General features: G+C 53.6%; 27 protein-coding genes. 20 read left to right on the top strand and 7 right to left on the bottom strand.

What is annotated here, in order from left to right:
- Positions 1-25: 25 nt before the first annotated feature.
- From BG910_RS01940 to BG910_RS12080, 13 genes are all read left to right on the top strand, one after another.
- Positions 26-2,848, top strand: coding sequence for a 2-oxoglutarate dehydrogenase E1 component (locus BG910_RS01940; protein WP_089035390.1), 2,823 nt, complete (start codon positions 26-28; stop codon positions 2,846-2,848).
- A 68-nt stretch (positions 2,849-2,916) separates the two neighbouring features.
- Positions 2,917-4,062: a 2-oxoglutarate dehydrogenase complex dihydrolipoyllysine-residue succinyltransferase gene (gene odhB, locus BG910_RS01935; RefSeq protein ID WP_089035389.1), complete on the top strand. Its 1,146-nt coding sequence runs from the start codon at positions 2,917-2,919 to the stop codon at positions 4,060-4,062.
- Positions 4,063-4,137: 75 nt separating this feature from the next.
- Positions 4,138-4,395, top strand: a complete 258-nt coding sequence (locus BG910_RS01930; protein WP_089035388.1) for a hypothetical protein — start codon at positions 4,138-4,140, stop codon at positions 4,393-4,395.
- A gap of 85 nt (positions 4,396-4,480) precedes the next feature.
- Entirely contained in the window at positions 4,481-5,914 is a 1,434-nt protein-coding gene (lpdA, locus tag BG910_RS01925) for a dihydrolipoyl dehydrogenase (protein ID WP_089035387.1), read from the top strand.
- 92 nt (positions 5,915-6,006) lie between these two features.
- Positions 6,007-6,291, top strand: a complete 285-nt coding sequence (locus BG910_RS01920) for a hypothetical protein (RefSeq protein ID WP_089037088.1) — start codon at positions 6,007-6,009, stop codon at positions 6,289-6,291.
- A 60-nt stretch (positions 6,292-6,351) separates the two neighbouring features.
- On the top strand, positions 6,352-7,518 hold the full coding sequence (gene sucC / locus BG910_RS01915) for an ADP-forming succinate--CoA ligase subunit beta (RefSeq protein ID WP_089035386.1): 1,167 nt from the start codon (positions 6,352-6,354) through the stop codon (positions 7,516-7,518).
- Positions 7,519-7,529: 11 nt separating this feature from the next.
- Positions 7,530-8,420 (top strand): succinate--CoA ligase subunit alpha, encoded by an 891-nt coding sequence (sucD, locus tag BG910_RS01910; RefSeq protein ID WP_089035385.1) that lies wholly within the window; start codon positions 7,530-7,532, stop codon positions 8,418-8,420.
- A 203-nt stretch (positions 8,421-8,623) separates the two neighbouring features.
- Positions 8,624-9,058, top strand: coding sequence for a DUF883 family protein (locus BG910_RS01905; RefSeq protein ID WP_089035384.1), 435 nt, complete (start codon positions 8,624-8,626; stop codon positions 9,056-9,058).
- A gap of 64 nt (positions 9,059-9,122) precedes the next feature.
- Positions 9,123-9,527, top strand: coding sequence for a phage holin family protein (locus BG910_RS01900; protein WP_089035383.1), 405 nt, complete (start codon positions 9,123-9,125; stop codon positions 9,525-9,527).
- Entirely contained in the window at positions 9,520-9,807 is a 288-nt protein-coding gene (locus tag BG910_RS01895) for a hypothetical protein (protein WP_089035382.1), read from the top strand. The genes BG910_RS01900 and BG910_RS01895 overlap by 8 nt, the downstream gene beginning before the upstream one ends.
- 428 nt (positions 9,808-10,235) lie before the next feature.
- Positions 10,236-10,388, top strand: a complete 153-nt coding sequence (locus tag BG910_RS12085; RefSeq protein WP_157694010.1) for a hypothetical protein — start codon at positions 10,236-10,238, stop codon at positions 10,386-10,388.
- Positions 10,389-10,417: 29 nt separating this feature from the next.
- Positions 10,418-10,567: a class IIb bacteriocin, lactobin A/cerein 7B family gene (locus tag BG910_RS01885; RefSeq protein ID WP_089035380.1), complete on the top strand. Its 150-nt coding sequence runs from the start codon at positions 10,418-10,420 to the stop codon at positions 10,565-10,567.
- 329 nt (positions 10,568-10,896) lie between these two features.
- Entirely contained in the window at positions 10,897-11,040 is a 144-nt protein-coding gene (locus BG910_RS12080) for a hypothetical protein (protein WP_157694009.1), read from the top strand.
- Positions 11,041-11,440: 400 nt separating this feature from the next.
- On the opposite strand, the gene BG910_RS01880 is transcribed toward BG910_RS12080, so the two are convergent.
- From BG910_RS01880 to BG910_RS01865, 4 genes are all read right to left on the bottom strand, one after another.
- Entirely contained in the window at positions 11,441-12,526 is a 1,086-nt protein-coding gene (locus BG910_RS01880; protein ID WP_089035379.1) for a Csu type fimbrial protein, read from the bottom strand.
- 24 nt (positions 12,527-12,550) lie between these two features.
- On the bottom strand, positions 12,551-15,043 hold the full coding sequence (locus BG910_RS01875; protein WP_157694008.1) for a fimbria/pilus outer membrane usher protein: 2,493 nt from the start codon (positions 15,041-15,043) through the stop codon (positions 12,551-12,553).
- The gene (locus tag BG910_RS01870; protein WP_089035377.1) at positions 15,030-15,740 is read right to left on the bottom strand and encodes a fimbrial biogenesis chaperone; all 711 of its coding nucleotides are present in this window, start codon (positions 15,738-15,740) and stop codon (positions 15,030-15,032) included. Before BG910_RS01870 ends, BG910_RS01875 begins: the two co-directional genes overlap by 14 nt.
- A 170-nt stretch (positions 15,741-15,910) precedes the next feature.
- Entirely contained in the window at positions 15,911-16,555 is a 645-nt protein-coding gene (locus BG910_RS01865) for a spore coat protein U domain-containing protein (RefSeq protein ID WP_089035376.1), read from the bottom strand.
- Between the two features lie 441 nt (positions 16,556-16,996).
- Between BG910_RS01865 and BG910_RS01860 the strand changes: the two genes are divergently transcribed.
- Positions 16,997-17,584 carry a uracil-DNA glycosylase family protein gene (locus tag BG910_RS01860; RefSeq protein WP_089035375.1) on the top strand — a complete coding sequence of 196 codons (588 nt, stop codon included), beginning with the start codon at positions 16,997-16,999 and terminating at the stop codon, positions 17,582-17,584.
- Between the two features lie 163 nt (positions 17,585-17,747).
- Here BG910_RS01860 and recA read toward each other — a convergent pair whose 3' ends face one another.
- On the bottom strand, positions 17,748-18,794 hold the full coding sequence (recA, locus tag BG910_RS01855) for a recombinase RecA (RefSeq protein ID WP_089035374.1): 1,047 nt from the start codon (positions 18,792-18,794) through the stop codon (positions 17,748-17,750).
- A gap of 451 nt (positions 18,795-19,245) precedes the next feature.
- Between recA and garL the strand changes: the two genes are divergently transcribed.
- Both garL and garR read left to right on the top strand, forming a co-directional pair.
- Complete coding sequence (garL, locus tag BG910_RS01850; RefSeq protein WP_089035373.1) at positions 19,246-20,016, top strand: 2-dehydro-3-deoxyglucarate aldolase; 771 nt, start codon at positions 19,246-19,248, stop codon at positions 20,014-20,016.
- Positions 20,017-20,109: 93 nt separating this feature from the next.
- Positions 20,110-21,000 carry a 2-hydroxy-3-oxopropionate reductase gene (gene garR, locus BG910_RS01845; protein ID WP_089035372.1) on the top strand — a complete coding sequence of 297 codons (891 nt, stop codon included), beginning with the start codon at positions 20,110-20,112 and terminating at the stop codon, positions 20,998-21,000.
- Between the two features lie 48 nt (positions 21,001-21,048).
- On the opposite strand, the gene BG910_RS01840 is transcribed toward garR, so the two are convergent.
- On the bottom strand, positions 21,049-21,915 hold the full coding sequence (locus BG910_RS01840) for a LysR family transcriptional regulator (RefSeq protein ID WP_089035371.1): 867 nt from the start codon (positions 21,913-21,915) through the stop codon (positions 21,049-21,051).
- Positions 21,916-22,315: 400 nt separating this feature from the next.
- On the opposite strand from BG910_RS01840, the gene BG910_RS01835 reads away from it, so the two are divergent.
- The gene (locus BG910_RS01835; RefSeq protein ID WP_198344813.1) at positions 22,316-22,990 is read left to right on the top strand and encodes a nitroreductase; all 675 of its coding nucleotides are present in this window, start codon (positions 22,316-22,318) and stop codon (positions 22,988-22,990) included.
- 79 nt (positions 22,991-23,069) lie between these two features.
- Positions 23,070-23,978, top strand: coding sequence for an alpha/beta hydrolase (locus BG910_RS01830; RefSeq protein WP_089035369.1), 909 nt, complete (start codon positions 23,070-23,072; stop codon positions 23,976-23,978).
- A 119-nt stretch (positions 23,979-24,097) separates the two neighbouring features.
- Here BG910_RS01830 and BG910_RS01825 read toward each other — a convergent pair whose 3' ends face one another.
- Complete coding sequence (locus BG910_RS01825; RefSeq protein ID WP_089035368.1) at positions 24,098-25,000, bottom strand: LysR family transcriptional regulator; 903 nt, start codon at positions 24,998-25,000, stop codon at positions 24,098-24,100.
- Between the two features lie 102 nt (positions 25,001-25,102).
- Between BG910_RS01825 and BG910_RS01820 the strand changes: the two genes are divergently transcribed.
- Together BG910_RS01820 and BG910_RS01815 are read left to right on the top strand one after the other, a co-directional pair.
- Positions 25,103-25,660, top strand: a complete 558-nt coding sequence (locus tag BG910_RS01820) for an NAD(P)H-dependent oxidoreductase (RefSeq protein WP_089035367.1) — start codon at positions 25,103-25,105, stop codon at positions 25,658-25,660.
- Positions 25,661-26,377, top strand: coding sequence for a putative quinol monooxygenase (locus tag BG910_RS01815; protein WP_089035366.1), 717 nt, complete (start codon positions 25,661-25,663; stop codon positions 26,375-26,377).
- Positions 26,378-26,385: the final 8 nt, after the last annotated feature.

Raw genomic sequence — 26,385 nt, 5'->3', positions numbered from 1 at the left:
ATTTTTACAGAAAAGAGCAACTGCCATGGACGACAAACTCAATTTCTCTTATTTGTTCGGTTCGAATGCCCCTTATATCGAGGAGTTGTACGAGCGCTATTTGGAAAATCCTAATTCGGTCGAAAGCAACTGGAAACAGTATTTCGACGATTTGGCCAAGCAGCCCGGTGTCGTCGCAACCGACGTTGCCCACGCCCCGATTCGCGAATCGTTTGCCAATCTGGCCAAACACAAAGCCGGCGTATCTTCAGGCGGCATGGATGAAGCCATGCTGAAAAAACAGGTCGGCGTGTTGCGCCTGATTTCAGCCTACCGCATCCAAGGCTTTGGCGCGGCGCAGCTTGATCCGCTCAAACGGACGCCGCCGCAGTACCTCGAAGCGCTCGATCCCAAATTTCACGGCTTGAGCGATGCCGATATGGCCGTTCAATTCAGCATGGGCGACGGCGACTTTTCCGGTCGCGAAAAAATGGCGCTCTCCGATATTGTCAATAATCTGAAACAGACTTACTGCGGTCATCTTGCGGTGGAATATATGTACATTCCGAATACGGAAGAACGCCGCTGGATCCGCAATTATTTTGAAAGCGTGCTGTCAACGCCGCAATTCAACGTCGAACAAAAACACCGCCTCCTCAAAGAAATGACCGCTGCCGAAACGCTGGAACGTTATCTGCACACCAAATACGTCGGCCAAAAACGCTTCGGTATCGAAGGCGGCGAAAGCGTGATTGCCGGCCTGAACTACCTGATTCAAAACGCCGGTAAAGACGGCGTGGAAGAAGTCATCATCGGCATGGCACACCGGGGCCGTCTGAATGTTTTGGTCAACACCTTGGGCAAAAAACCGGGTGATCTGTTTGCCGAATTCGAAGGCCGTGCCGAAATCAAACTGCCCAGCGGCGACGTGAAATACCACATGGGCTTCAGTTCCGACATCGCGACGCCCAACGGCCCGATGCACGTTTCACTGGCGTTCAATCCCTCGCATCTGGAAATCGTCAATCCCGTGGTGGAAGGCTCGGCGCGCGCCAAACAGAAACGCCTGGGCGACAACGGCCGCGACAAAGTGCTGCCCGTTTTGATTCACGGCGACTCTGCCTTTGTCGGCTTAGGCGTCAACCAAGCGACGTTCAACCTTTCCAAAACCCGCGGCTACACCACGGGCGGTACTGTTCACATCGTCATCAACAACCAAATCGGTTTTACCACGTCCGACGTGCGCGATACCCGTTCGACCGTACATTGCACTGACGTGGCGAAAATGGTGGCTGCGCCCGTGATTCATGTCAACGGCGACGATCCCGAGCGTGTGTGCTTTGCCATTCAGGCGGCATTGGACTACCGCAAAACCTTCAATAAAGACATCGTGGTGGACGTCGTCTGCTTCCGTCGCTGGGGTCACAACGAGGGTGATGATCCGACCCTGACCCAGCCGATGATGTACAAAAAAGTGGCCAGCCATCCGGGTACCCGCGCCATGTATGCGGAACAACTGGTTGCGCAAGGAGTGGTAACGGCCGAAGAGGCCGACGGCTACGTCCAAGCCTACCGCGATGCGCTGGACAAAGGCGAACACGTCGAGCAAACCACCCTGAGCAACTTCGACCGCACCAGCATCGACTGGAGCAAATACCAAGGCAAAGACTGGCGCGAAGATGTGGAAACCGGTTTGCCGGTGGCCGACATCCGCCGTTTGGCCGACAAATTTACCGCTGTTCCCGAAGGCTTCGCCTTACACCCGACCGCCAAGCGCGTGATTGAAGCGCGCAAAGCGATGGCGGCGGGCGAGCAGCCGATCGACTGGGGCATGGCCGAAACCATCGCTTACGCCAACCTCGTCACCAAAGGTGCGGGAGTGCGCATTTCCGGCGAAGACTCAGGACGCGGTACGTTCTCGCACCGACACGCCGTATTGCACGACCAAAACCGCGAAAAATGGGATGACGGCGCTTATGTTCCCTTAATGAACATGGGTGAGAACACCGGCCTGTTTTTGGTGATTGACTCGATCTTGAACGAAGAAGCCGTGATGGCTTACGAATACGGCTTTGCCTGCTCTGCGCCCGACAAACTGACCATTTGGGAAGCCCAGTTCGGCGACTTTGCCAACGGCGCGCAAGTGGTTATCGACCAGTTTATTTCTTCGGGCGAAACCAAGTGGGGACGCCTGTGCGGCCTGACCACCATCCTGCCGCACGGCTATGACGGACAAGGCCCCGAACACTCTTCAGGCCGCGTGGAACGCTGGTTGCAGCTTTGTTCCGAAAACAATATGCAGGTGATTATGCCGTCTGAAGCCTCGCAGATGTTCCACCTCTTGCAACGTCAGGTTTTGGGCTCATACCGCAAACCGCTGGTGATTTTCATGTCCAAACGCCTCTTGCGTTTCAAAGACGCCATGAGCCCGCTGGAAAACTTCACCGAAGGTTCGCGTTTCCGTCCGCTTATCGGCGACACCGCCACCCGCGCCGACAACGGCAGCGTGAAGCGCGTCATCCTCTGCGCCGGTCAGGTTTATTATGATTTGGCTGCCGGCCGCGCCGAGCGCAAGCTGGAAAACGACGTGGCCATCGTGCGCATCGAACAGCTTTATCCGTTCCCATACGACGAAGTTCAAGCCGAGCTGGCGAAATACCCGAATGCCAAAGAAGTGGTTTGGGCACAGGAAGAGCCGAAGAACCAAGGTGCGTTCTACCAAATCCGCCACCGCATCGAGCGCGTCTTGGGCGATACACAGGAACTTTCCTGCGCCAGCCGTCCGGCCAGCGCATCGCCGGCAGTCGGTTACGCCAGCAAACATGCGGCGCAGTTGAAACAGCTTGTTGAAGACGCTTTGAAATTCTGATTTTCCGAAATTTTTTCAAGAACACATCACAGGCCGTCTGAAAAACGGCGGCCGTTTGGAGACTAAAAATGATTGTTGAAGTAAAAGTACCCATGTTGTCTGAGAGCGTATCCGAAGGTACGCTGCTGGAATGGAAAAAACAGGTTGGTGAAGCGGTTGCCCGCGACGAAATCCTGATCGACATCGAAACCGACAAAGTGGTTTTGGAAGTACCCGCACCGCAAGCCGGCGTATTGGTGGAAATCGTTGCGCAAAACGGCGAAACCGTTGCCGCCGACCAAGTTTTGGCGCGCATCGATACCGCCGCCGCTGCCGAAGCTGCGCCTGCTGCTGCAAACGTATCCGCACAAGCCGGTGTGATGCCTGCGGCTGCCAAACTGGCGGCTGAAAACGGCGTCGATACCGCCAACCTGCAAGGTTCCGGCCGCGGCGGACGCGTGTTGAAAGAAGACGTGCAAAACGCCGGTAAACCGGCCGCAGCCGCCGCTGCGCCGAATCCCGTGTTAAACGGCGACCGCCCCGAACAGCGCGTGCCGATGAGCCGTCTGCGCGCCCGCGTGGCCGAGCGTCTGCTGGCTTCGCAACAGGAAAACGCGATTCTGACGACGTTCAACGAAGTCAACATGAAGCCCGTGATGGACCTGCGCAACAAATACAAAGAAAAATTCGAGAAAGAACACGGTGTGAAGCTGGGCTTTATGTCGTTTTTCGTCAAAGCCGCCGTGGCCGCGCTGAAAAAATTTCCGGTGGTTAACGCTTCCGTCGACGGCAGCGACATCGTTTACCACGGCTACTTCGACATCGGCATCGCCATCGGCAGCCCGCGCGGTTTGGTTGTGCCGATTCTGCGCGACGCCGACCGGATGAGCATTGCCGACATCGAAAAAGCGATTGTGGATTACGCCGTAAAAGCCAAAGACGGCAAAATCGCGCTGGAAGACCTGACCGGCGGTACCTTCAGCATTACCAACGGCGGCACATTCGGCTCAATGATGTCCACCCCGATTATCAACCCGCCCCAATCTGCGATTTTGGGTATGCACGCGACCAAAGAGCGCGCTGTGGTTGAAAACGGCCAAGTGGTCGTCCGCCCGATGATGTATCTGGCGCTGTCTTACGACCACCGCATCATCGACGGCCGTGAAGCCGTGCTGACGCTGGTTACCATCAAAGACCTGCTGGAAGACCCGGCACGTCTGCTGTTGGATTTGTAATACGGTTTTCAGACGGCCTCAAGCCGCTTGAGGCCGTCTGAAAAAACAAACGACGCTGAAGGAAAGGAATCTGCCATGAAAAAATATATCGTCTGCGCCGTCGCATTTTTACTCGCCGCGTGTGCGCTTGAAGGAAAAGAATATTCCGTTGCCGCCTACAATGCCAACGGAAAACAGCTTAATAAGAAAATCGAATTCGACAGCAACAAGGCCGGTATCAAGGTGCTGTGCAGCAGCCTCTGCAAAAACTATCCGCACGCCACGATCCGCGTCCACAACAATCTGACCGGCATGGAAGTGCGCGAATACAGTCCGTACCGCTGCCACCGTTAACCAAACGGCCGTCTGAATTTTTCCAACGCCAAACCGGGCGGATTTTCAGACGGCTTTCCACACCTTAAATCAGGAGAAACAGATAATGTCCCAATTCGACGTAGTCGTTATCGGCGCCGGCCCCGGCGGATACATCGCCGCCATCCGCGCCGCGCAATTAGGCTTCAGAACCGCCTGTATCGACGCAGGCGTCAACAAAGCAGGCGACGCGCCCGCGTTGGGCGGCACCTGCCTCAACGTCGGCTGTATCCCGTCTAAAGCACTGTTGCAGTCGAGCGAACATTTCCACGCCGCGCAGCACGATTTTGCCGAACACGGCATCAGCGTCGGCGAAATCAAATTCGACGCCGCTAAAATGATTGAGCGCAAAGACGGCATCGTCACCAAACTCACCGGCGGGATTAAATTCCTGTTTCAGAAAAACAAAGTCGAAAGCCTGTTCGGGCGCGGCAGTTTCGTCGGTAAAAACGGCGATCTGTACCAAATCCAAGTCGATAACAAAGGCGGAAAAACCGTCGTCGAAGCCAAACACGTCATCGTCGCCACCGGTTCCGTTTCGCGCCCGCTGCCGCAAACTGCAATCGACAATGTGAATGTGCTCGACAACGAAGGTGCGCTGAATCTGACCGAAGTGCCGAAAAAACTCGGCGTCATCGGTTCGGGCGTAATCGGTTTGGAAATGGGTTCGGTATGGAACCGCGTCGGTTCGCAAGTTACCATTCTTGAAGCACTGCCGACCTTCCTCGCCGCCGCCGACCAGCAAATCGCCAAAGAAGCCTTCAAATATTTCACCAAAGAGCAGGGCTTGGACATCCGGCTCGGCGTGAAAATCGGCGATATCGTTTCAGACGGCAAAGGCGTAACCGTCAAATTTGAAACCGACAAAGGCGAAATGAAAAGCGAAACCTTCGACAAACTCATCGTCGCCATCGGCCGTATTCCGAATACAGACGGCCTCAACGCCGAAGCCGTCGGTTTGGAAAAAGACGAACGCGGCTTTATCAAAGTTGACGGCGACTGCAAAACCAACCTGCCCAATGTTTGGGCCATCGGCGACGTGGTGCGCGGCCCGATGCTGGCGCACAAAGCCCGCGACGAGGGAGTGGCTGTGGCCGAGCGCATCGCCGGCCAGAAACCGCACATCGACTTCAACAACATCCCGTTTGTGATTTACACCGACCCCGAAATCGCTTGGGTAGGCAAAACCGAAGAGCAACTCAAAGCCGAAGGCACGGCCTACAAAAAAGGCATTTCCGGCTTCGGCGCCAACGGTCGCGCGCTCGGTTTGGGCAAAGCCAAAGGCACGGTCAAAGTTTTGGCCTGCGCCGAAACCGACCGCATTTTGGGTGTGCACATGGTCGGCCCGATGGTCAGCGAATTGGTCGCCGAAGGCGTTGTCGCGCAGGAATTTTTTGCCAGCAGTGAAGACATCGCCCGTATCGTCCACGCGCATCCGACCCTGTCGGAAGTGTTGCACGAAGCCGCGCTGGCGGTCGAAAAACGCGCGCTGCACGGTTAAATGCCGTTTGGGCCGTCTGAAAAAACAGAGCGTTTTACAGCATCGGTTTCAGACGGTCTCTTCGATGTTTGCAAAAATTTTGCCCTTTTTATATGAGTAAAGAACTTATCGGCCTCATCTTTATTCCCGCGGGAATACTCAGCATGTGCGCGGCGGCGCTGTGGCAGATGTATGTGATGATGTCGGAAACCTACACGTTAAACCGCTTTCAAAACAAAGAGTTGGTTTGGCGCGTTGCCGTTTTGTTTTTCAGTTTCAGCCTGGCCGTTTATTGGCTTTGTCCGAATGCGCGCAAAAAAGGCATCATCTTTCTGCTGCTCGGCGGCGGCGGGGCGCTGATGTATCTGCTGACGCGGATGTGGTTGCCGTTTAAATAAAGCAGCAGTCAGGGCCGCCTGAAAACGGAAAAACATTCCCACCAATCCAAGGAGAAGTTTATGAATCTACACGAATATCAGGCAAAAGCGCTGCTGGCGGGCTACGGCCTGCCTGTGCAGGGCGGTATTTTGGCGGTAAACGGCGAGGAAGCTGCCGCCGCCTACGACAAATTGGGCGGCAAATTTGCTGTTGTCAAAGCCCAGGTTCACGCCGGCGGCCGCGGTAAAGCGGGCGGTGTGAAAGTCGTGAAAAGTCGTGAAGAAGCCAAAGAAGTGGCGGAAAGCCTGATCGGTAAAAACCTGGTTACTTACCAAACCGACGCGCAAGGCCAGCCGGTCAACAGCGTGCTGGTGTGCGAAGACATGTATCCTGTGCAAACCGAGCTGTATTTGGGTGCCGTGGTCGACCGTTCTTCACGCCGCGTGACTTTCATGGCTTCGACCGAAGGCGGCGTGGAAATTGAAAAAGTCGCCGAAGAAACGCCTGAAAAAATCATTAAAGTAACCGTTGATCCGCTGGTCGGCCTGCAACCCTGCCAAGCGCGCGAAACAGCGTTTGCTTTGGGTTTGAAAGACAAGCAAATCAACGAGTTTGTCAAACTGATGGCCGGTGCTTACCGCGCATTTATCGAAAACGATTTTGCGCTGTTTGAAATCAACCCGCTGGCGGTTCGCGAAAACGGCGATTTGGCCTGTGTGGACGGCAAAATCGGCATTGACAGCAATGCGCTGTACCGCCTTCCGGAAATCGCCGAACTGCGCGACAAATCGCAGGAAAACGAGCGTGAGCTGAAAGCATCCGAATTCGACCTCAACTATGTTGCGTTGGAAGGCAACATCGGCTGTATGGTAAACGGCGCGGGCTTGGCGATGGCCACGATGGACATCATCAAACTCTACGGCGGCCAACCGGCCAACTTCCTCGACGTGGGCGGCGGCGCAACCAAAGAGCGCGTGGTTGAGGCCTTCAAACTGATTTTGGAAGACAAATCCGTGCAGGGCGTGTTGATCAACATCTTCGGCGGCATCGTTCGCTGCGACATGATTGCCGAAGCCATTATTGCCGCTGTGAAAGAAGTAAACGTTACCGTACCCGTTGTGGTGCGCCTTGAGGGCAACAACGCCGAACTGGGCGCAAAACTGCTGGAAGAATCTGGCCTCAAACTGACTTCTGCCGACGGCTTGGCCGACGCAGCCCAGAAAATCGTTGCCGCTGTTAAAGTCTAAGGAGAATATGAATGAGCGTTTTAGTAAACAAAGACACTAAAGTATTGGTACAGGGTTTTACCGGTAAAAACGGTACGTTCCATTCCGAGCAGGCGCTGGCTTACGGCACCAAAGTCGTCGGCGGCGTTACCCCGGGTAAAGGCGGCCAAACCCACCTCGGCCTGCCCGTGTTCAACACCATGAAAGAAGCCGTGCGCGAAACCGGCGCGGATGCCTCCGTGATTTATGTTCCTGCGCCGTTTGTCCTCGATTCCATCGTAGAAGCCGTGGATTCGGGTGTCGGCTTGGTGGTGGTGATTACCGAGGGCGTTCCGACGCTGGATATGCTTAAAGCCAAACGTTATCTCGAAACCAACGGAAACGGCACCTGCCTCGTCGGCCCCAATTGCCCGGGCGTGATTACACCGGGCGAGTGCAAAATCGGCATTATGCCCGGCCATATCCACCAGCCCGGCAAAATCGGTATCATTTCCCGCTCCGGTACACTGACTTACGAAGCCGTAGCCCAAACCACCAAACTGGGCTTGGGTCAATCGACCTGTATCGGCATCGGCGGCGACCCGATTCCGGGCATGAACCAAATCGACGCGCTGAAACTTTTCCAAGAAGATCCGCAAACCGAGGCCATCATCCTGATCGGCGAAATCGGCGGTACGGCGGAAGAAGAAGCAGCCGAGTTCATCCAATCCGAAGTGACCAAACCCGTAGTCGGCTACATCGCCGGCGTGACCGCCCCGAAAGGCAAACGCATGGGACACGCAGGCGCCATTATTTCCGGCGGCAAAGGTACGGCGGAAGAAAAATTCGCCGCCTTTGAAAAAGCCGGCGTGGCCTACACCCGCAGTCCGGCCGAATTGGGCACCACTATGCTGGAAGTATTGAAAAGCAAAGGTTTGGCATAACCTTAAGCTGTGAGGCCGTCTGAAAACCGTTAGGGCGTTCAGACGGCCTTTTTCTATTTATCTTTACACGGCAAACCGTTATCTTTAGCCAAAGCCGCTTGAGACGCAGCGGAAATGTTCCTATACTGAAAACGGATTCAAACGAAACGGAAGGCCGTCTGAAAAACGGATTCCGCCCACCGACACCAATCAAGGAGACAAAAATGGACAAACAGGATTTCGAAGCCCGCCGAGATGCTTTGCTGAAAGACATCCGCGAAGTGATGGACGACGTCGAAGCGCTGTATAACAACAGTGCCGATGCCGCCGGCGAGCAGGCTCAGGAAGCCAAAGCCAAATTGCAGGAAAAACTCGAAGCCGCCAAAGGCCGTCTGAACCGTTTTGAAAGCGAAGCCGCTGAGCGTTTCAAACACCATGCGGAGCAGGCGCGCGACAAATATCACGAATTTGAAGAACAGGCCGGCGAAAAATTTCGTCAGGGCAAACGGCGCTTTGCCGAATTTGAAGCCGAAGCGGGCGAGCGCATCAAACACCACGCCAAGCAGGCCGACCAAGCCGTTCACGACAAACCCTATTACGCCATCGGCTTTGCCGCGCTGGCCGGTTTGGTTGTCGGTGTTTTATTAAACCGCCGCTAAAAACGCACCATGCCGTCTGAACTGTTCAGACGGCATCTGTTTCTTCATTTCCCGCCGTTCAAAAATGACCATCAAACAAAATCTCGAATACGCCAAAACTCTGCTCAATCAGGGCACGGATCTGCTGCTTTTGCGCGCGCAGATGCTGCATCTCGATTTGGCCGAACAAGCCGAAGGCGCATTCAAATCCGCCGTCTGGCTGGCCGCCGCCGCAGTGTTGTCACTGGTCGGCCTGATCAGCCTGCTGTTCGGGCTGAACCGCGTATTGGGCGACACCGCTGCCGTATGGGTATTTTTCGGCCTTACCGCCGCCTGCCTGCTGACCGTGTCCGTCACATTGCGCATGGTCGTCACAAACTGGCGCCGCCAAAGCGGGCGCGTCGCCGCCACCCTGCGCGAAATTCAGGACGACATCGCCTGCCTGCGCGGACAAGGCGCGGCAGACAGAGAAGGAGGGCGCGATGAATAAACAGCGCCAACAGGCGCGCGAACTTTTGGCCTTGGAAATCAAGCTGACCCGCCTCAAAATCGCCGCCGCCCACCTCAAACACCGCCGCCTTGCCGCGCAAAAACAAAACGCCGGCCGCCAAACGCTTTATACCCTGCTGGATTTGGGCAGCGAACTGGCCGACTACCGGCTGCTTTCCAAAACAGCTGCGCTGCCGATACGGCGCAAATACCGCTTCGGCGCACTTTTGGCTCTGTTTGCCTTGCGGTTTTGGCGGCAAGGGAACGCGGTGAAAGAATGAATCATAAAGGCCGTCTGAAGTTCAGACGGCCTTTGTTTTGCGGAAAAAACGTACCAACCCTGCCGCTACAAAGCGTTTCCCAACAATTTCTACTTGTCCACCCAAGCGCCATGCCGTCTGAAATGTGTAATTGATTGTAGTTTTGCCGCCCTTTTATTCTTTAGGTAATTTAATATATGACGGGATTTATTATCTTTATTTTACAAACCGTTTCGTCATTTTGTTCGTTCAAATAAGCCGAAAATTCAAAGTGAAATATATGTTCTCCCGTTAAATCAATTGGGCATGATTTTCCTGTTTTTACTTTGGTTTCGATAAAGAAATTAAAGTTCCGAACTATTAAGGGATTTATTGGGTCTTACAAGTGCTTACAACGGAATGTTGCAGGCAGTTGGTTTTTCAGTAAATCATTTTTTAAGGAGATAAAAATGAAAGAGTTGAAACTGTATGAGCTGGAACAGGTCGCCGGTGGCGGCGATGTATATGATTTCGGTAAAGCGGTTGGGCGGGCAACTCGGTCGTGGATCAGTAACTTCCAGTATGTGAACCCCTATGGTTATATTAATGGAAATTACGCTTAAATCAATGCAATATTTAATTGGAGATTGCTATGAAAATTTTAAATCAATCTGACTTGGAAAAAATCAGTGGTGGAGCTGGTCCCGTGGCAGCAATAGTTGCCGTAGCTGGTGTCATTGTTGCAGGTAGCCAAATTTATCAGTTTGGAAGAGGATTTGTAGATGGAATACGGGGTAGATAACTTTGTTGAATCCCGAAAGCTATTTTCAGCAGCAGCAAGTTGACAGCGTAAGCTGCGTTACTCATTTTTAGTGGGTAATTGCGACAGAGGGGCGGATTTGAGGCAGTTTGTTGATATTCAAATCGCAAATATTTGCAGGGGCAGCAAATGCTCGAATGCCTAAATGTGTCCTTTATCTGATATTGCCTGTTGTTGTTGACAACCCGAAAGGCCGTCTGAAAACTCAGCCGCTGATGCTTGGATTGGCCAGTACCGTTTGATGTGAAGACGGCCTGTTTTGGTAGGCGGAATTCCCTGTTGTCGGTATGTCTGTTTTTAAGGAGACGAAAATGAAAGAATTAAATCTGTATGAATTAAACCGGATTGCAGGCGGATATTCCGGCAGCAGTTCTCATTTTGATGACGCGTATAAGCGTGCCGGACGGCTAAAACTTTATGTTGTACCTTTCCGTATCCGTCCGTTTTGGATGTAAGCCCGTATTTGATAATGCCGTCTGAAAATCCGTAACTGCCCGCGATCTGATTGTAATGAAATAGGGTTTTCATTTTTTTACATGGTTTTGATAAAAAAGTTAAAAAAACAAACCATCGCGGGCATGTTCGGTCTTACTTAAGGTCTTGCAGCAAATTGGTGCAGGAATTCTTTAGCGAATCTTTATTTATATTTAAAGGAGGTTGGAAATGAAAGAATTGAATCTGTATGATCTGAAGCAGGTTGGTGGCGGTTCCGTCGGAGATATGCTGAATGCGGTCAAAGATTTCTGGCGGCGGGCTTCCAGACCTCCGGTCTGTTTTTAAGTATATTTTAAAAATTTTAGAATTTTCAGGAAAAAGAGAATGCCGTCTGAAAGTCGTTTCAGACGGCGTTCTCTTTTAATAGTAAACGCTGACGGTTACTCTGTCGGTGTACGTGTCGGGTGTAAAGTCTGCGGAGGGAACGGTGGCATAAACAGTATGCTTTACCGGTTGCCCCGTGCCGATGCCGCCGATGCCGTTACCGGTTGATGAGGCGCTGACGCCGTTGTCGCCCCATACTTTGCCGTTGTCGCCGTGTTCGGAACGCAGTTGGTAGGGGATAAGGTCGTAGTTGTTCCAAGTGCGGGTCGAGGCCATTTTGCCTGCACCGTCGCGGTTGCCGTTGGAAGGGCGCAGGCCGATGTTGTAGGGTGTATTTTTGGTGCAGGTAACGGAAAACTGTGTGCGTTGGGCAAGGTTGGCGGCACCGGCGCGTTGGGTGCCGAAGTCGATGTCCCGCAGGTTGCTGATAGTGCAGCTTTTGATGATGTCGGCTTCCGCTTTGAAAGGAAACTGTGACACGCCTCCTTCATAACCGCCGTCACAACGGTTGGGAACTGCGGTGCCGATGTTATAACGGTATTGTAGTGAAGTAGAGGTTGATGTGAAGGGGTTCCAATATTTGCCGGGGACGGCACCGCTTGCGGCGGATAGGATTTTGCCGTTAACCGGAAAGGTTCGGGTAATGGATTGACCGTAGGGAACGGTCATGGTGGTGGAAATGAAGTTTTTGTGGCTTCTGTCCGGATTTGTCGTTCCCCAAATGGATTGGCCGGAAGCATCGGTATAGAGGTTGAAGTCGATGAGGTTGTCGGTTGGGCTGCATCCTCCTGATTCTCTGGTGCACATTTTACGGGGTTCGAAGTAGAAGTCATTGGCATTTTGGCCGGAAATGGCGCGGCCTGCATCAATGCTGAGACAGATAAAGAAGGTTCTGGCGTTGTTGTTGATGGCGCCGGGAGCGGTTCGGATGCCGCCGTCGTTGGTACAGGTAACGCTCAGCGTTCCCTGCGTAATCAGGCCTGTTCCATTAAGCATATCCACTTGACCGAAATTGATGCCCGGCATGTTTGCCGTGCAAACGGGAAGGGCGAAAGCCTGTGGTGCGGTACACAAAACGGCGGCGGCTAGAGCGGACTGCAGGGGGTGTTTTAAAAAAGTCATGGGTGTTCCTTTTTTCAGACGGCATTAGGGTGTGCAGACGACATCGCCGAACTGTTTGATTTCGCTGCTTTCCGTTTCGGGATAGCTGAGGCTGAAGCGGCAGGTTTGGCCGTCTGAAAGGCTGACGGTAAAGCGGTTTTCGCCGGCGGCGAGGTTTTCGAGGTAGCTTTCGCCGTCGAAGCCGACGATGGTGTTTTCGCCGTTTTCAGCGGTGATGATGCTGCCGCTTTCGATGAATGCGCCGTTTTGGTCTTTCAGGGTCAGGGTGCCGGACTGCACTTTTTTGAGTTTGAATTTGACGTTCATGCCGGCGTGGTCGGCGGGGATAATTTCGGATTGGGTGCGGTCGGCGACGATGTTTTCGGGCAAATCGAGGGTGTCGATGCCGATTTGGTTTTTCTGATGGGCAAACAGGTTGGGCACGAGCAGCAGGCCTTTGCGGTTGGTTTTGCCGACGGTGTTGTTGGCGGCGGTTACGGTAACGTCGGGCATGCCGGTATCGACGACGGCAAAGCTGTCGCTGACGGTGCGGGCGGGGAAAAGGCCGCCGCTCATGAGGACGAGGCCGCCGCGGGCGCCGGCGCTCCATTGGGTGTTGTCGGCGGCGTTGTGCAGGCTGGCCCAGGTGTCGGCGTATTGGGTGTTGTATTGGATGTTGGCGGTTAGGTTGCTGCTGCTTTGGCCGTCTGAACGGGTTTGCTGCTGCCAGCCGATGTTCCAATACGGGCTGTTCAGGCCGTTGCTGCTTTTGCTGAGGGAAATCTGTTTGCTGTTGCCTTCGCCGCTGTTGCGGCTGCCGCTGATGCCGAAGGCGTAACCGCGGTCGAGGCTGATGTGCAGCCCGCCGTAGATGCTGTTTTGTTTGCGTTCGCCGAAGTTGGTGCTGCCGCCTGCGGAGAGGCTGACGCGGCGGCCGAAGCTGCGGCTCCAGCTTAAGGTGCCGATTTTTTCGGCTGATTCTCCGCCGCCTTCGCTAAAGAGATAGGAAAGGCTGAAGTAGCCGAGGGTTTGGTTGTTCCAGCCGAGCGAGGCGGAGGCGGTGCGGTTGCGGTTGCCTTCGGGTTGGTAGGATTCGGGGCTCAACACGGCGGAAAGAGAGGTGAAGCGGTCGTCGGAGCGGCTGGCACCGAAGCCGACCGACCAATCGCCGAGGTTTTTGTTGTAATAGGCCGTCTGAAAACGGCCGGTTTGGCCTTGGAAACGGCTTTGCTGGTGGGTCAGGTTGAGCTGGCCAGCGCGGCCGAGCAGGATGTTGGCGCCTGCACCGGCTTTGGCGTAGCCGCGCGCGCCTTCGGCGTGGGCGGAGACGGTAACAAAGTTGCTCAGGCCGTAGCGGATGTTGCCCGATGCGGCGGCTTCGGAGGCGTAGTCAAATGATTTGACGCCGTAGTTGCGGCGCAATGCGCCGGCTTCTATCGACCATTCGTTCAGCCCTTTGGCTAAGAGGCCGTTGCCGTTTCCGTAGAGCGGCAGATCGACGACGACGGTTCGGCCGAGGATGTCGGTGGCGACGACTTGCGCGGTGCCGTCGGTGCCGATGCCGGTGGGCAGGGGTAGGGAATATTGGCCGGCATCGATTTGGCGGCTTTGCTGTTTGACGCCGTCAATGTATAAATCGACGGTACCCGGCAGGGTGGTTTCGCCCAGATAGGCGCGCAGCGGCGCGGTGTTGCGCCAGGGTTGGACGGAATAGGTTTTTGCCAGTTTGACGCCGCCCATCAGCGTGTTGCCGCTGCCGCCGAGCGCGGACACGGAAATGTCGCCGAGCGTGAGTTGCAGCCCTTTTTCGGGAAACGTGGTGCGCCAGTAGGTTTCCAGCGCGGCGCTATTGTTGCTGTTTTGTCCGTTGCCGCTGCTGCGGTTCCAAAAGCGGGTATGGTTGAGGTAGCCCCACGGCGTGGTCAGGCGGGCTTCTCCGACCAAACCTTGCGTGAAGCCGCCGTTGTTGTTGCGGGTAAAGTTGGTGTCGTAGTTGAACACGCCGGCAAAACCCGGCCGCGTGATGCGGTAGGCCGCTTCGGGCGCATTGCCGAGCTGTTGCAGCGGCAGGTTGAGCCAAGAAAGCGGCGCGGTCAGCAGCAGGGTTTGTTCGGCGGAATCATAGGCCGTCTGAAGATTGCCGATGCTGGCCAAATCCAGCCATTCTTCTTTGGCTTGCGGCGTGTCGGGTTCGGTTTTTTCAGACGGCATTCGGAGGTTGGGCACGGGCGAAGCGTCGGCCAGCGGCGCTTCTTTCGCTTCCACGCGCGCGGCCTGCGCCATCACTTCCGCCGGAATGCGGATGCCCAAGGCGTGCAAATCCGCTGCGCGAACGAGCAGACGCTTGTCTTGTTCGAGCAGTTTGACGGGCAGGTCGGCGCTTCTGCCGTTTACTGAAATCTGCGGGTAAACGGGCAGCCAGTCGGCGGCGGCCGCGACGGCAGCGGGCGCATCTTCCGCCCAAGCGGGCATCGTAAAGCCCGCCAGCCATACCGCTGCAACAATCCGCTTGAGCGCAAATCCGTTAACGGGTTGCAAAACCTACCTCCGGTTTTACCAAGCGGCCGTTGACCGTTGCGCTGATTTTGCCGGCGCGCAGTTGGGCGGGGCTGTAAGACAGCGCGCGCTGCCAGGTTTTGCCCGGCAAAACATAGCCCGCCAGCCCGTTTGCCAGCGCTTCTTCTTTTTTTGCCCCCTGCGGCAGCAACGCAATATTGCTCAACTGCGCACGCGATTTGCCGCTGTTGGTCACGCGCAAAAAGGTTTTGCCGCCCGTTTGCTCCACGCGCCATTGCAGCGTCGGCTCGGGGTTTTCCTCGCCATTGAGGAATACGGGAACGGAATAGCGCATAACAAACTGCAAACCTTTCAACGGCTTGGTGCTCGGCTGCGGCAGCTCGTCCACAATCAGGCGGTAGGCTTCTTCCACACCGCTCGAAGGTTTGGTACGGATTACACGGAACTGCTGCTTGCCGCCTGCTGCAATTTTCACCATCGGCGGGCTGGCGAGTACGTCTTTACTCGGCGTCAAAACCTCTTCGCCTTTGTCGTTCTGCTCCCAACGGAACACGCGTACCTGCGCCGTCAGCGGCCGGCTGCCCGTATTGCTCAGATGAAACATCCCCGCCCGCTGTTTGGCGGGAATGGAAAGGCTGATGGGGGAAATCTGTAAACCAGCAGAAAAAGCAGGCGCGGCGGCGAGGAGGGCGGAAGAAAGAAGAATAAAATGACGCATGGGTGAATCCGTAGGGTTAAAAATGGGAATGCCGTCTGAAAACTGCTTCAGACGGCTTTTCGGTAGTGTTTTTATGTTTATGGAAAGACCTGCAAGGTCATATCGACATCTTTGTCCGCAGAAAACCCCGCAGAACGGTCAGGGAGGGCCGCTCTGCGGGGCAGGGCGGATTAGTAGGTCAGGGTAACTTTTACGCGGTCTTGGTAGCGGTCAACATATTTGTCGATAGAGTTTGCACCGCTGATTTTTGCCCATACTGGGATTTGAATCGGTGTGTTCAAACCTTTACCGGTCAGAGCGAGTGTGTTCGTGCCGATTTGATCGCCCCAAACGTTTGTTGAAGCTGTATTTTGAATGCTTTCAGTCAGGCCGCTGCCATTTACGGTAGGTTTGTACAGTTGGTAAATAACGGTATCGCTATTACCGCTTGCCAAACCGTTCATTGTGCCTTGACCGGTTGTGCTGTTTACATTCAGCGGTGTCAGGCCAACGTTAAAGGGAGTATTTTTGCTGCAATGAACTTGAATACCTGCTGCTGCACCTTTGTTGCCTTGGGTCAGAGCAGGATCTGCGGATTTGGCGTCATGCGTACCGAAGTCAATGTCGGCACCGGCCATTGCAGCAACTTCACCTTCAGATGCAATATTGCCGGTTGTTTTACCGCCATTGGTTTGCAATACTTCGCACATGCCTTCCAATTTGATAGTAACGTTGAAGTGGTCTTCTTTAGTACCGTTGGCAGCCTGAGCTTGGGCACCTGCAAACGCGGTAAACAAACCAAACGCGATGGCGGCAATTTTGAACTGTTTTTTCATTTTGAATTTCCTTAAGTAATGTGTTTGGCATGGTTTTTTTATACGCCGGATTGGGTGAGTATATGTGTCGGCCAGTGCTTATCTGACCGTTTGTCATATTAAGCAACCGTTTGATTGCAGGCAACTTATTTTTAAGTTTTGTAAGAAAATAGCAGGATTGTGTGTATGGGAAACAACAGTCGGTCATTTTTTTAGATAAACGGTTGGGTCGGATGCTTATATCCGACGTGGTTGGGCAGGTGTGATGTCGGATTCGGGAATCCGAACTATGGGGGGGAGCGGCGGGTTTGTATCATTTGTATGGTATGGTTTGCGTGATGAAGTTGTACGGTTACGCCGCCTTTGGGCGGCTAACCGTACCTACTGCCGCTTTGTATGGCGGTTTGGAATATTTGATGCCGTCTGAAAGGCGGTGCGGTTGAATTTTTGTAGGAGTTTAATATGACGGACGTCGTTGAAACCCATCCGTTTCCGCCTGTTTTGCCGTCCCATGCGACGGTAATGATGATGGGGACGTTCCCGCCCAAAAGTGAAAAGCGGGCGATGCAGTTTCATTACCCGAATTTCCAAAATGATATGTGGCGGATTTTCGGGATGGTGTTTTTTGATAACCCCGATTATTTCAAGAGGCCGTCTGAAAAGGCGTTTGACGGCGGACGGATTAAGGCGTTTCTGAACGAACGGGGAATTGCATCCTGTCCGACGGTGTGGAAGGCTGTGCGCGGGCGGGACAATGCGTCTGATAAATTTCTTGAAGTTGTCGAGGCGGTGCCTCTGGCGGAAGTGTTGGCGAAAATGCCCGATTGCCGCCATATCTGTACGACGGGAGGAAAAGCGACGGAGATTCTGCTGGAGATGCCGTCTGAAAAAATCAGAATGCCGAAAACGGGGGAAACGGTGGCTTTCCCTTTTGCCGGCCGTGATTTGACGCTGACCCGCCTGCCTTCCACTTCCCGAGCGTATCCGTTAGCGCTTGCGAAAAAGGCGGCGGCATATCGGACGTTTTTTGAAATGACGGGATTGGTGTGAGGGACGGGGCCGTGTCAGATGCCGTTTCCGTTTGGTGCTGATGTTTTGGCGGGCATAAAACCTGCATCTGCAAACAGGTAGAGACCTGTGCAAAAATCAGAAAGGCCGTCTGAAAAACGTGATGTTTTCAGATGGCCTTTTACTGTCGGGCAATGCGGACGGTTTATTCCTCGGGGCGTTCGCCGTCGGTTTCGTCGAGACTGCCTTCGGTGATGTCCATATTCACGCCGACGGCGGCGCGGATTTTGGCGTCGATTTCGTTGGCGGTATCGGGATTTTCTTTCAGCCACAGGCGCACGTTGTCTTTGCCTTGGCCGATTTTGGCACCGTTATAGCTGTACCACGCGCCCGATTTTTCGACGATGTTGTGTTTGACGCCGATGTCGATCAGTTCGCCTTCCCAACTGATGCCTTCGCCGTAGAGGATGTCGAATTCGGCTTGGCGGAACGGCGGGGCGACTTTGTTTTTGATGACTTTGACTTTGGTTTCGTTGCCGATGACGTCGTCGCCTTTTTTAATCTGGCCGGTGCGGCGGATGTCGAGGCGGACGGAGGCGTAGAATTTTAGGGCATTGCCGCCGGTGGTGGTTTCGGGGCTGCCGAACATGACGCCGATTTTCATGCGGATCTGGTTGATGAAGACGACAAGGGTGTTGGTGCGCTTGATGTGGCCGGTGAGTTTGCGCAGCGCCTGGCTCATCAGGCGGGCTTGCAGGCCGACGTGGCTGTCGCCCATTTCGCCTTCGATTTCGGCTTTGGGGACGAGGGCGGCAACGGAATCGACGACGACCATGTCGACACCGCCGGAGCGCACGAGGGTATCGCAGATTTCCAGCGCCTGTTCGCCGGTGTCGGGTTGGGAGAGGTAAAGCTCTTCGACTTTGACGCCGAGCTTGCGGGCGTAAATCGGGTCGAAGGCGTGTTCGGCATCAATAAAGGCGCAGATGCCGCCGTTTTTCTGGCATTGGGCGATGGATTCGAGGCAGAGTGTGGTTTTGCCTGAGGATTCGGGACCGAAGATTTCGACGACGCGGCCGCGCGGCAGGCCGCCGACGCCCAGCGCCAAGTCAAGGCCGAGCGAGCCGGTGGAGATGACGTCGAGGTTTTCTTCCTGCTGGCTGCCGTCCATCTTCATGATGGAACCTTTGCCGAAGTTTTTTTCGATTTGGGCAAGGGCGGCGGCGAGGGCTTTGCTTTTTTCGTCTGACATGGAGGGCTTCCTACTAAAGTGTTGCGAAGTTGAACTAAGAAAATATTTAGTCATTATCGCATAAATTAAGAAAAAGTATAGTTTTATTTGGTTTTGTTTTCAGACGGCCTGCGGTAAATTTGAGCACGGGCCGTCTGAAAACGGCTGATGTGGAAGTATATAGTAAGTTTTTTACCCCTCCAAACCTTGAGCGGGCTGCGGAGTGCGGGCGTGGTAAAAAGGTCTGCGGGCGGAGGGGGGTGAGGTGGTTTTTAGGATTTTTGGCCGTCTGAAAAGTGATTTCAGACAAAATAATTTCCGAGTGTTTGGCATTTCCACAGGATACAGCCGTCGACAGCCGTCGGATGCACATATTTTCAGGCGGATTCGGTTGATATTTTGTTCATTTGCACGATGATGAAACGCTTGGAACTATCTTAGACTGACGAAAATTTCAAAAAGGAGCCGTAACATGAACGAGAAATATGTCCCGAATACGCTGCGCAGCCGTTTGAAAGCGGGCGAGCTGACAATCGGCTGCTGGAGCGCGCTGGGCAGTCCGATTGCTACGGAAGTTTTGGGTTTGGCGGGTTTTGACTGGCTGCTGCTCGACGGCGAACACGCGCCGAATGATGTTTTGTCTTTTATTCCGCAACTGATGGCTTTGAAAGACAGCGCGAGTATGCCGATTGTGCGCCCGCCTAAAAACGACCCCGTGGTTATCAAGCGGCTGCTGGACATCGGTTTTTACAATATTCTTGTCCCGTATGTAGAGAGTGAGGAAGATGCTTTGCAGGCGGTGGCTTCAACCCGTTATCCACCCGTCGGCATCCGTGGTGTTTCGGTTTCGCATCGCAACAACGGCTACGCGACGATTCCCGATTATTTCAAAGTGATCAACGACAATATCGGCGTGATGGTCCAGGTTGAAAGCCGGAAAGGCGTTGAAAACGTGGAAAAAATCGCTGCGGTTGACGGCGTGGATGTGGTGTTTGTTGGCCCGGGCGATTTGTCGGCGGCGCTGGGTTATCTCGGCCAGCCCAACCATCCCGAAGTGCAGAAAGTGATTAAGGATATTTTTGCCGTTGCGAAAAAATACGGCAAAGCCAGCGGTATCCTCGCGCCTGTGGAAGAAGATGCGCGCTGCTATATCGAATGGGGTGCGACTTTTGTTGCCGTCGGCAGCGACTTGGGCGTATTCCGCGGTGCAACGCAGCAGTTGCGCAATAAATTTAAGGCTTAAGGGTAGATTCCGGACGGCTTCCGTATCAGGAAAAGGCCGTCTGAAAAAATCTGCCGGTTTGATGATTTGGTTTTATAACGAAAGGATTTATCTATGAAAATCGGTTTTATCGGCTTAGGCATTATGGGCAAACCCATGAGCAAAAACCTGCTCAAAGCAGGCTACGAACTCGTGGTGCTCGACTTCAACCAAGACGCGGTCAAAGAAGTGGTTGACGCAGGCGCAACCGCCGCCGCCACGCCCAAAGAAGTCGCACAGCAGGTCGATGTCGTCATCACCATGCTGCCCAACTCGCCCCATGTCAAACAGGTCGCATTGGGCGAAAACGGCATTGCCGAAGGCGCAAAAGCAGGCTTGGGCTTTATCGACATGAGTTCCATCGCACCGCTGGCCAGCCGCGAAATTCATGAAGAACTGGCCAAAAAAGGCATCGAAATGCTCGACGCGCCCGTGAGCGGCGGCGAACCCAAAGCCATCGACGGCACCCTGTCCGTCATGGTCGGCGGCAGCAAAGCCGTGTTCGACAAATACTACGACGTAATGAAAGCCATGGCAGGCTCCGTGGTGTACACAGGCGAAATCGGCGCAGGCAATGTCACCAAACTCGCCAACCAAGTGATTGTCGCGCTCAACATCGCCGCCATGTCCGAAGCCCTCGTGCTCGCGACCAAAGCCGGCGTCGATCCCGAACTCGTTTACCAAGCCATCCGCGGCGGCCTGGCCGGCAGCACCGTACTCGACGCCAAAGCCCCGATGGTGCTCGACCGCAACTTCAAACCCGGCTTCCGCATCGACCTGCACATCAAAGACCTGTCCAACGCGCTCGACACGTCCCACGGCGTAGGCGCCAGCCTGCCGCTGACCGCCGCCGTGATGGAAATGATGCAGGTGCTGAAACTCGACGGCCACGGCCAGTCCGACCACAGCGCGTTGGCACGGTATTATGAAAAACTGACCAATACCGAAGTCAAACGCGGCGGCTGATTTCAGACCGTATCCGCACGAAAACCAAAGGCCGTCTGAAAACCGTTTTCAGACGGCCTGTTGTTCCATACAGAACGCCGCAAACGCCTGCAACAGGGCGGAGGGGTGTTTGTGGGCGGGGTAGATGAGGTGCACGGGGTAGTCGTGTTTCGGTTCGTCGGGCAGGACTTCGGTAAGGCTGCCGTTTTGCAGGGCTTCGGCGGCGCAGTAAGGGGGCAGTATGGCGATGGAGCGGCCTTGCAGGGCGTGGTGCAGTACGGCGTGCAGGTCGTTGCTGCTGAACACGGTGTTCAGGGGCGGCGGTGTGCGGCGGAAGATGCGGCCGAAGTCGGGGGCGCCGCCGTCCGACCAAGTGGCGCAGGGAAAGCGGGCGAGTTGGCCGAGGGTTTGCGGTATGCCGTGCTGCTGCACGAATTGCGGTGAGGCGGCCAGTATGCTGCCGAAGCGGGCGACGGGTTTGGCGATGACGTTGTCGGTGTGCAGGTCGCCGAAGCGGAAGGCGGTGTCGATGCCGTCTGAAAAGAAGTCCATCAGCCGTGCGCTGACGGTGCAGTGGATCTGCACGTTGGGGTAGCGTTGCTGGAATTGCGCCATCCAGTCCCATGCGGGCAGGAAGGACGGCGGGGTGGCGATGCGCAGTTTGCCGCTGAACTGCTGTTCGTCCTGACGGAGATGGCGTTCGGCTTCGAGCAGGCTGTCGATGCCCAGACAGCTCTGTTCGTAAAATTTCTGCCCGGTCAGGGTGGGGGCGACGCCGGTTTTGGCGCGTTCGAGCAATTGGATGCCGAGCGATTTTTCCAGGGCGGCGATGTTGCGGCTGAGGGTGGCCAGCGGGATGTTCAGGCGTTCCGATGCTTTGGAAAAGCTGCCCGCCTGCACGACGCCGACAAACATTCTGACTGCGTTCAAGTCCATTTTCTGCGTTCCGTATTCGGGATTGACGGGGTGATTTTACCTGTTTTGCTTTCGGTTTTGGAATGTTTCGGGAGAGGAATGCCTGTCTGAAAATGGGTTTCAGATAGGCATTTTGTTCGGTTTCTGCTTTTCATATCTGGAAAATATCTTCCCGTTTTTCGGTATTCTGTTTTGAATACGAGATGACTAAAATGACCTCATTCCGTTTTTAATGACGGACAACACCATGAAACTGCAATTCCGTATTCCCGAGATTTTAGGCAACGGCATCACGCAGATTAAGGAAATCCGCAGCGTGCAGGTGTTGATTGATGATGTGATGCAGGATTTCGCCGCCTGAGTTTTTCAGACGGCCTGAATGCAGTTTGATAAACAGTTGATAAAATTAAGGAATATGAATATGTTGGATTTTGAAACCACCGTAAAAACCCGCCAGTCCATCCGCCAGTTTCTGCCCACGCCGATGAGCCGGAGCGAAATCGAGCGGGTGTTGGCCGATGCGCAAAACGCACCGTCCGCCTGCAATACCCAGCCCTGGCACGTCCACATCGTCTCGGGCGAAACCCTGCGGCGCGTGGGCAAAGTGATTGCCGAAAAGTTTGCCAAACAGGAATTCACGCCCGATTTCGAATTCGACCAAAGTAAATTCGGCGGCATTTACGAACCGCGCTGGCGCAACCAGTACAAACACGTTTTTACCGACAGTTTCGGTGTGGCGCGTGAGGACAAAGAGGGACGTGCGGCGGTTATCCAAAGAAACGCGGAATTTTACGGCGCGCCGCATGTGGCGTTTCTGTTTATGCCTAGTATTGACAATCACGATGTGAACGTTGCCGCCGACATGGGCATGTATTCGCAAACCTTCATGCTGTCTTTGACGGCGCGCGGTTTCGGCAGCATCCCGATGCTGTTCTTAGGACTGTTTGCCGATGACATCCGCTGCGAGCTGGGCGTTTCCGATGAGTTCAAACTGCTGCACGGCATTTCGTTCGGACATCCGGACTGGGATGCGATGCCTAATCAAAAACATCTGGGGCGTGTGCCGGTGAACGAAAGCGCGGTGTTGCACTGGTAAAACCGCGAAAGTTTCAGGCTGCCTGTTTTCAGACGGCCTGAAAACCATTCCTTGACTTGCAATCTCAAAGAGAGACAGTATGAATAATTTATTTAAAGTCAGTTTGTTATCATTGAGTTTGGTGTTTTCCGTACCAACGGTACGGGCGGATAATGCGGTTCACACCACCCAAACCATCAAAACCCAAGACCGCCTGTCTTTGTTTCTGCAAAAAGACATGCCAGTCGGCAAACCCAAAGCGGTTCTCGTGATTTCGCACGGGCTGGCGAGCCATTCGGGCGTGTTCGGTGACATGGCAAAAACCATGAACGACAATGGCATCGCCGTTTACCGCTTTGACCACCGTGGACACGGCAAATCGGACGGACGAGACAGCATTCACATCAAAAGCTATTTTGAAATGGTCGAAGATTTACGCCTTGTCGTAGAAAAAGCCAAACGTGAAAACCCGAACACGCCTGTCTTTGTGCTGGGACACAGCATGGGCGGACACATCTCGGCACTGTACGGCACCAAATACCCGCAAGGGGCGGACGGCTTTATTTTGGCGGCGGGCGTACTGCGTTATCATCAAATGAATTTCGGCTATTTGCCACGCCCCGAGCCAAAGGACAGCTTTGTCAGCGGTTCAGTCGCCTTGACCACGTTGAATTTACCCATGCCAAAGTCCGATGAGTCAGGCTTGTCTTTGCCGAACGACCCCTTAATGTTGGAGAAATTCTCGGTATCCTTTGCCAACAGCTTCAAAGAAGGGCTTGAATACTTAAAAGACAATGGCCGCAAATTTACCGCCCCCGTGATGCTTATTAGCGGTAATGACGACTTGTATGTCGTGCCGCAAGATGCCATTGATTTTTATAATGAAACCAACTCAGCCGATAAAAGTTTGGTGCTGTATCCCAATTTTGGGCATTTGCTCATGCTTGAAAAAGGCGGACAAAAAATCAATGATGATGTCGCAGAATGGATTGGCGAACGAGTAAAATAAATAACAAACCACCGCTTATCGTGATGATGAGCGGTGGTTTTTATTACTTTTTAGTTGAGTACACAACAATAAATTGTAATAAGAATGCCGTCTGAAAATTTCAGACGGCATTCTTGTTTTTAGCCGCCCTGAAAATACCCCAAAATCAACGCCACGACTGCACGCACACACCGCCGGTTTTTGCTGTGTTCCTGATAATAAAGCGATACAGGCGGAAACGTACGCCAGTGTTGGGGCAACACTGCCACAAAATCCGCCCTGTCTTCACGCTCATCAAAAATCGGGGCAAAAGTCTGACCCAGCCCCAGCCCCATTTTTACCGCATCCATCACCGCATCAATATCATTCATAATCAACGTATTGCGTGTTGTAATCGGCGTGTTGATGCCGTCAATGTCCAAGATCAGCGGCGACAGGCGGTTTGCCGTGCCGAAGCGGTAGGCGATGAAATCATGTGCCGACAATTCATCAGGCGTTTGGGGAAGCCCAAATCGCTGGGTGTAACTTTTTGCGGCATACAGTCCCAGTTGAAACGGCGGCAACACCCGCCGTGCAATCATGCCTTCGTCCAGCGTGTCGGCAAACCGAATGCCCAAATCAAAGCCCTGCTGGACAATGTCCACCGTGGCATCATTCACCGAAATCTCCAATAAAACATCAGGATAGCTCTGGCGGATTTGCGTCAATACAGGACGCAGCACCAGATAATAGGCAAAACGGGACAGCGTGATTTTTACGCTGCCTGAAATTTTATCCGTGCTGTTTTTTAATTCATTGACCGCCGTTTCCAAGGAACGCACGGCGGTGGCGGTCTGCTCGCGTAAGCGTGTACCTTCTTCGGTCAGGCTGATGTGGCGTGTGGTGCGGTAAAACAGCGATACGCCCAAATCCTGCTCCAATAATTTCAACGACTTACTGACGGAGGGTGCGGTCATGCCCAAGCGTTTGGCGGCGGCGGACAGGCTGCCTGTATCGGCAATGGCATGAAAAATGGTCAGTTGGTTAAACAAAATGCTGTTCATAATTATTGCCTTATTGGTTAATAATATTTTAAATAATGATAACCTAAAAAAGAATAATGTGCCACGCTATAATATACCCATCTTTTCACCAAAGGCATCATCATGAAAAACATCGTCATCATTTCGGGACACCCTGATTTAGCCAATTCCGTTGCCAACGCCACGATTTTAAACGAAATTCAGACGGCGTTGCCTGATGCACAAATCCGCAAATTGGACAAACTTTATCCCATTTGGCAATTTGACATCGCCGCCGAACAGGCTGTACTGGAACAAGCCGATGTGATTGTGTGGCAATTTCCGTTTTCGTGGTATTCACTGCCGGCACTCATGAAAAAATGGCTGGACGAAGTGTTTGTGCACGGTTTTGCCCACGGCTCAAAGGCGGTGCTGGGCGGTAAAAAATTCATCGTGTCGTTTACAACAGGGGCTCCGGAAGAGGTTTACCAGCCAGACGGGTTTTTCGGACATGGGGTTGATGACTATCTGCCACAATTTGAAACCACCGCACGGCTGTGCAATTTGGATTATCAGGGGGCGGTTTACACCTGCGGTATCGGCTATACCTCCCGTGATGACGAAGCGGCGGTTGCTGCCCAGCGTGAAGAAGCCAAAAATCATGCCATGCGGTTAGTTAAAAAAATCAAAGAGTTATCATAAATGAAAAAATTATCGGTTTTAATGATGGCGATGTTGTTGAACGCGTGTGCCACGCTGCCAGAACCCCCGCAATCGTTGATGGTGCGTTTGTTTGAATTGCAAACGCCCACACAGCAAATCCAGCGTTTTAGCGATACGGTACACCAAACGATGTTATTTTCCCATGCACATGAACCTGACACGTTGGCAATGTATTCTTTACGCAAAACCGATGATGCAACATTTAACTATGTCTTTGAAATTTATCAAGATGGTGATGCCTATCAAGTGCATACGCAATCGGACGCATTCAAGCATTATCGTGCGATTGCACCCGAAATGGTAAATGGCCGCAAAGTCATAGAGACTGCACCGCAATTTTTATATGAACGTGAAGCAGTAAATATTTCAGGCAGCCTGAAAAAACCGTTTGTACGTTTGGCACAAATGCAGGTAAAGCCTGAATATCATGATGATTTCAAACAGGAATTGTTGGGTTTGTTACGCCATGCGGTAGATAATCAATCGGGTATTTTGGCGTTATATGCCGTTACCGCCAAAGATTCGCCAAATGATTGGTATCTGTTTGAAATCTATGATAATGCCGGTGTTCATCAGGCGGTGCAGGCATTGCCTGAGTTTTCACGGTATCGTGCCAAAGTGTCGCCGATGTTGGCAAACGCACATTCTCAAGCGCTAGACGGTGTGGTTTTGACCAGTAAAGGGCGGTTGAAATAGGAACAAAT

This window comes from Neisseria chenwenguii (assembly GCF_002216145.1).
GTDB classification, from domain to species: Bacteria; Pseudomonadota; Gammaproteobacteria; order Burkholderiales; family Neisseriaceae; genus Neisseria; species Neisseria chenwenguii.
Note: the sequence above shows the minus strand (reverse complement) of the source record. Positions and strands in the feature narration are given on the sequence as shown.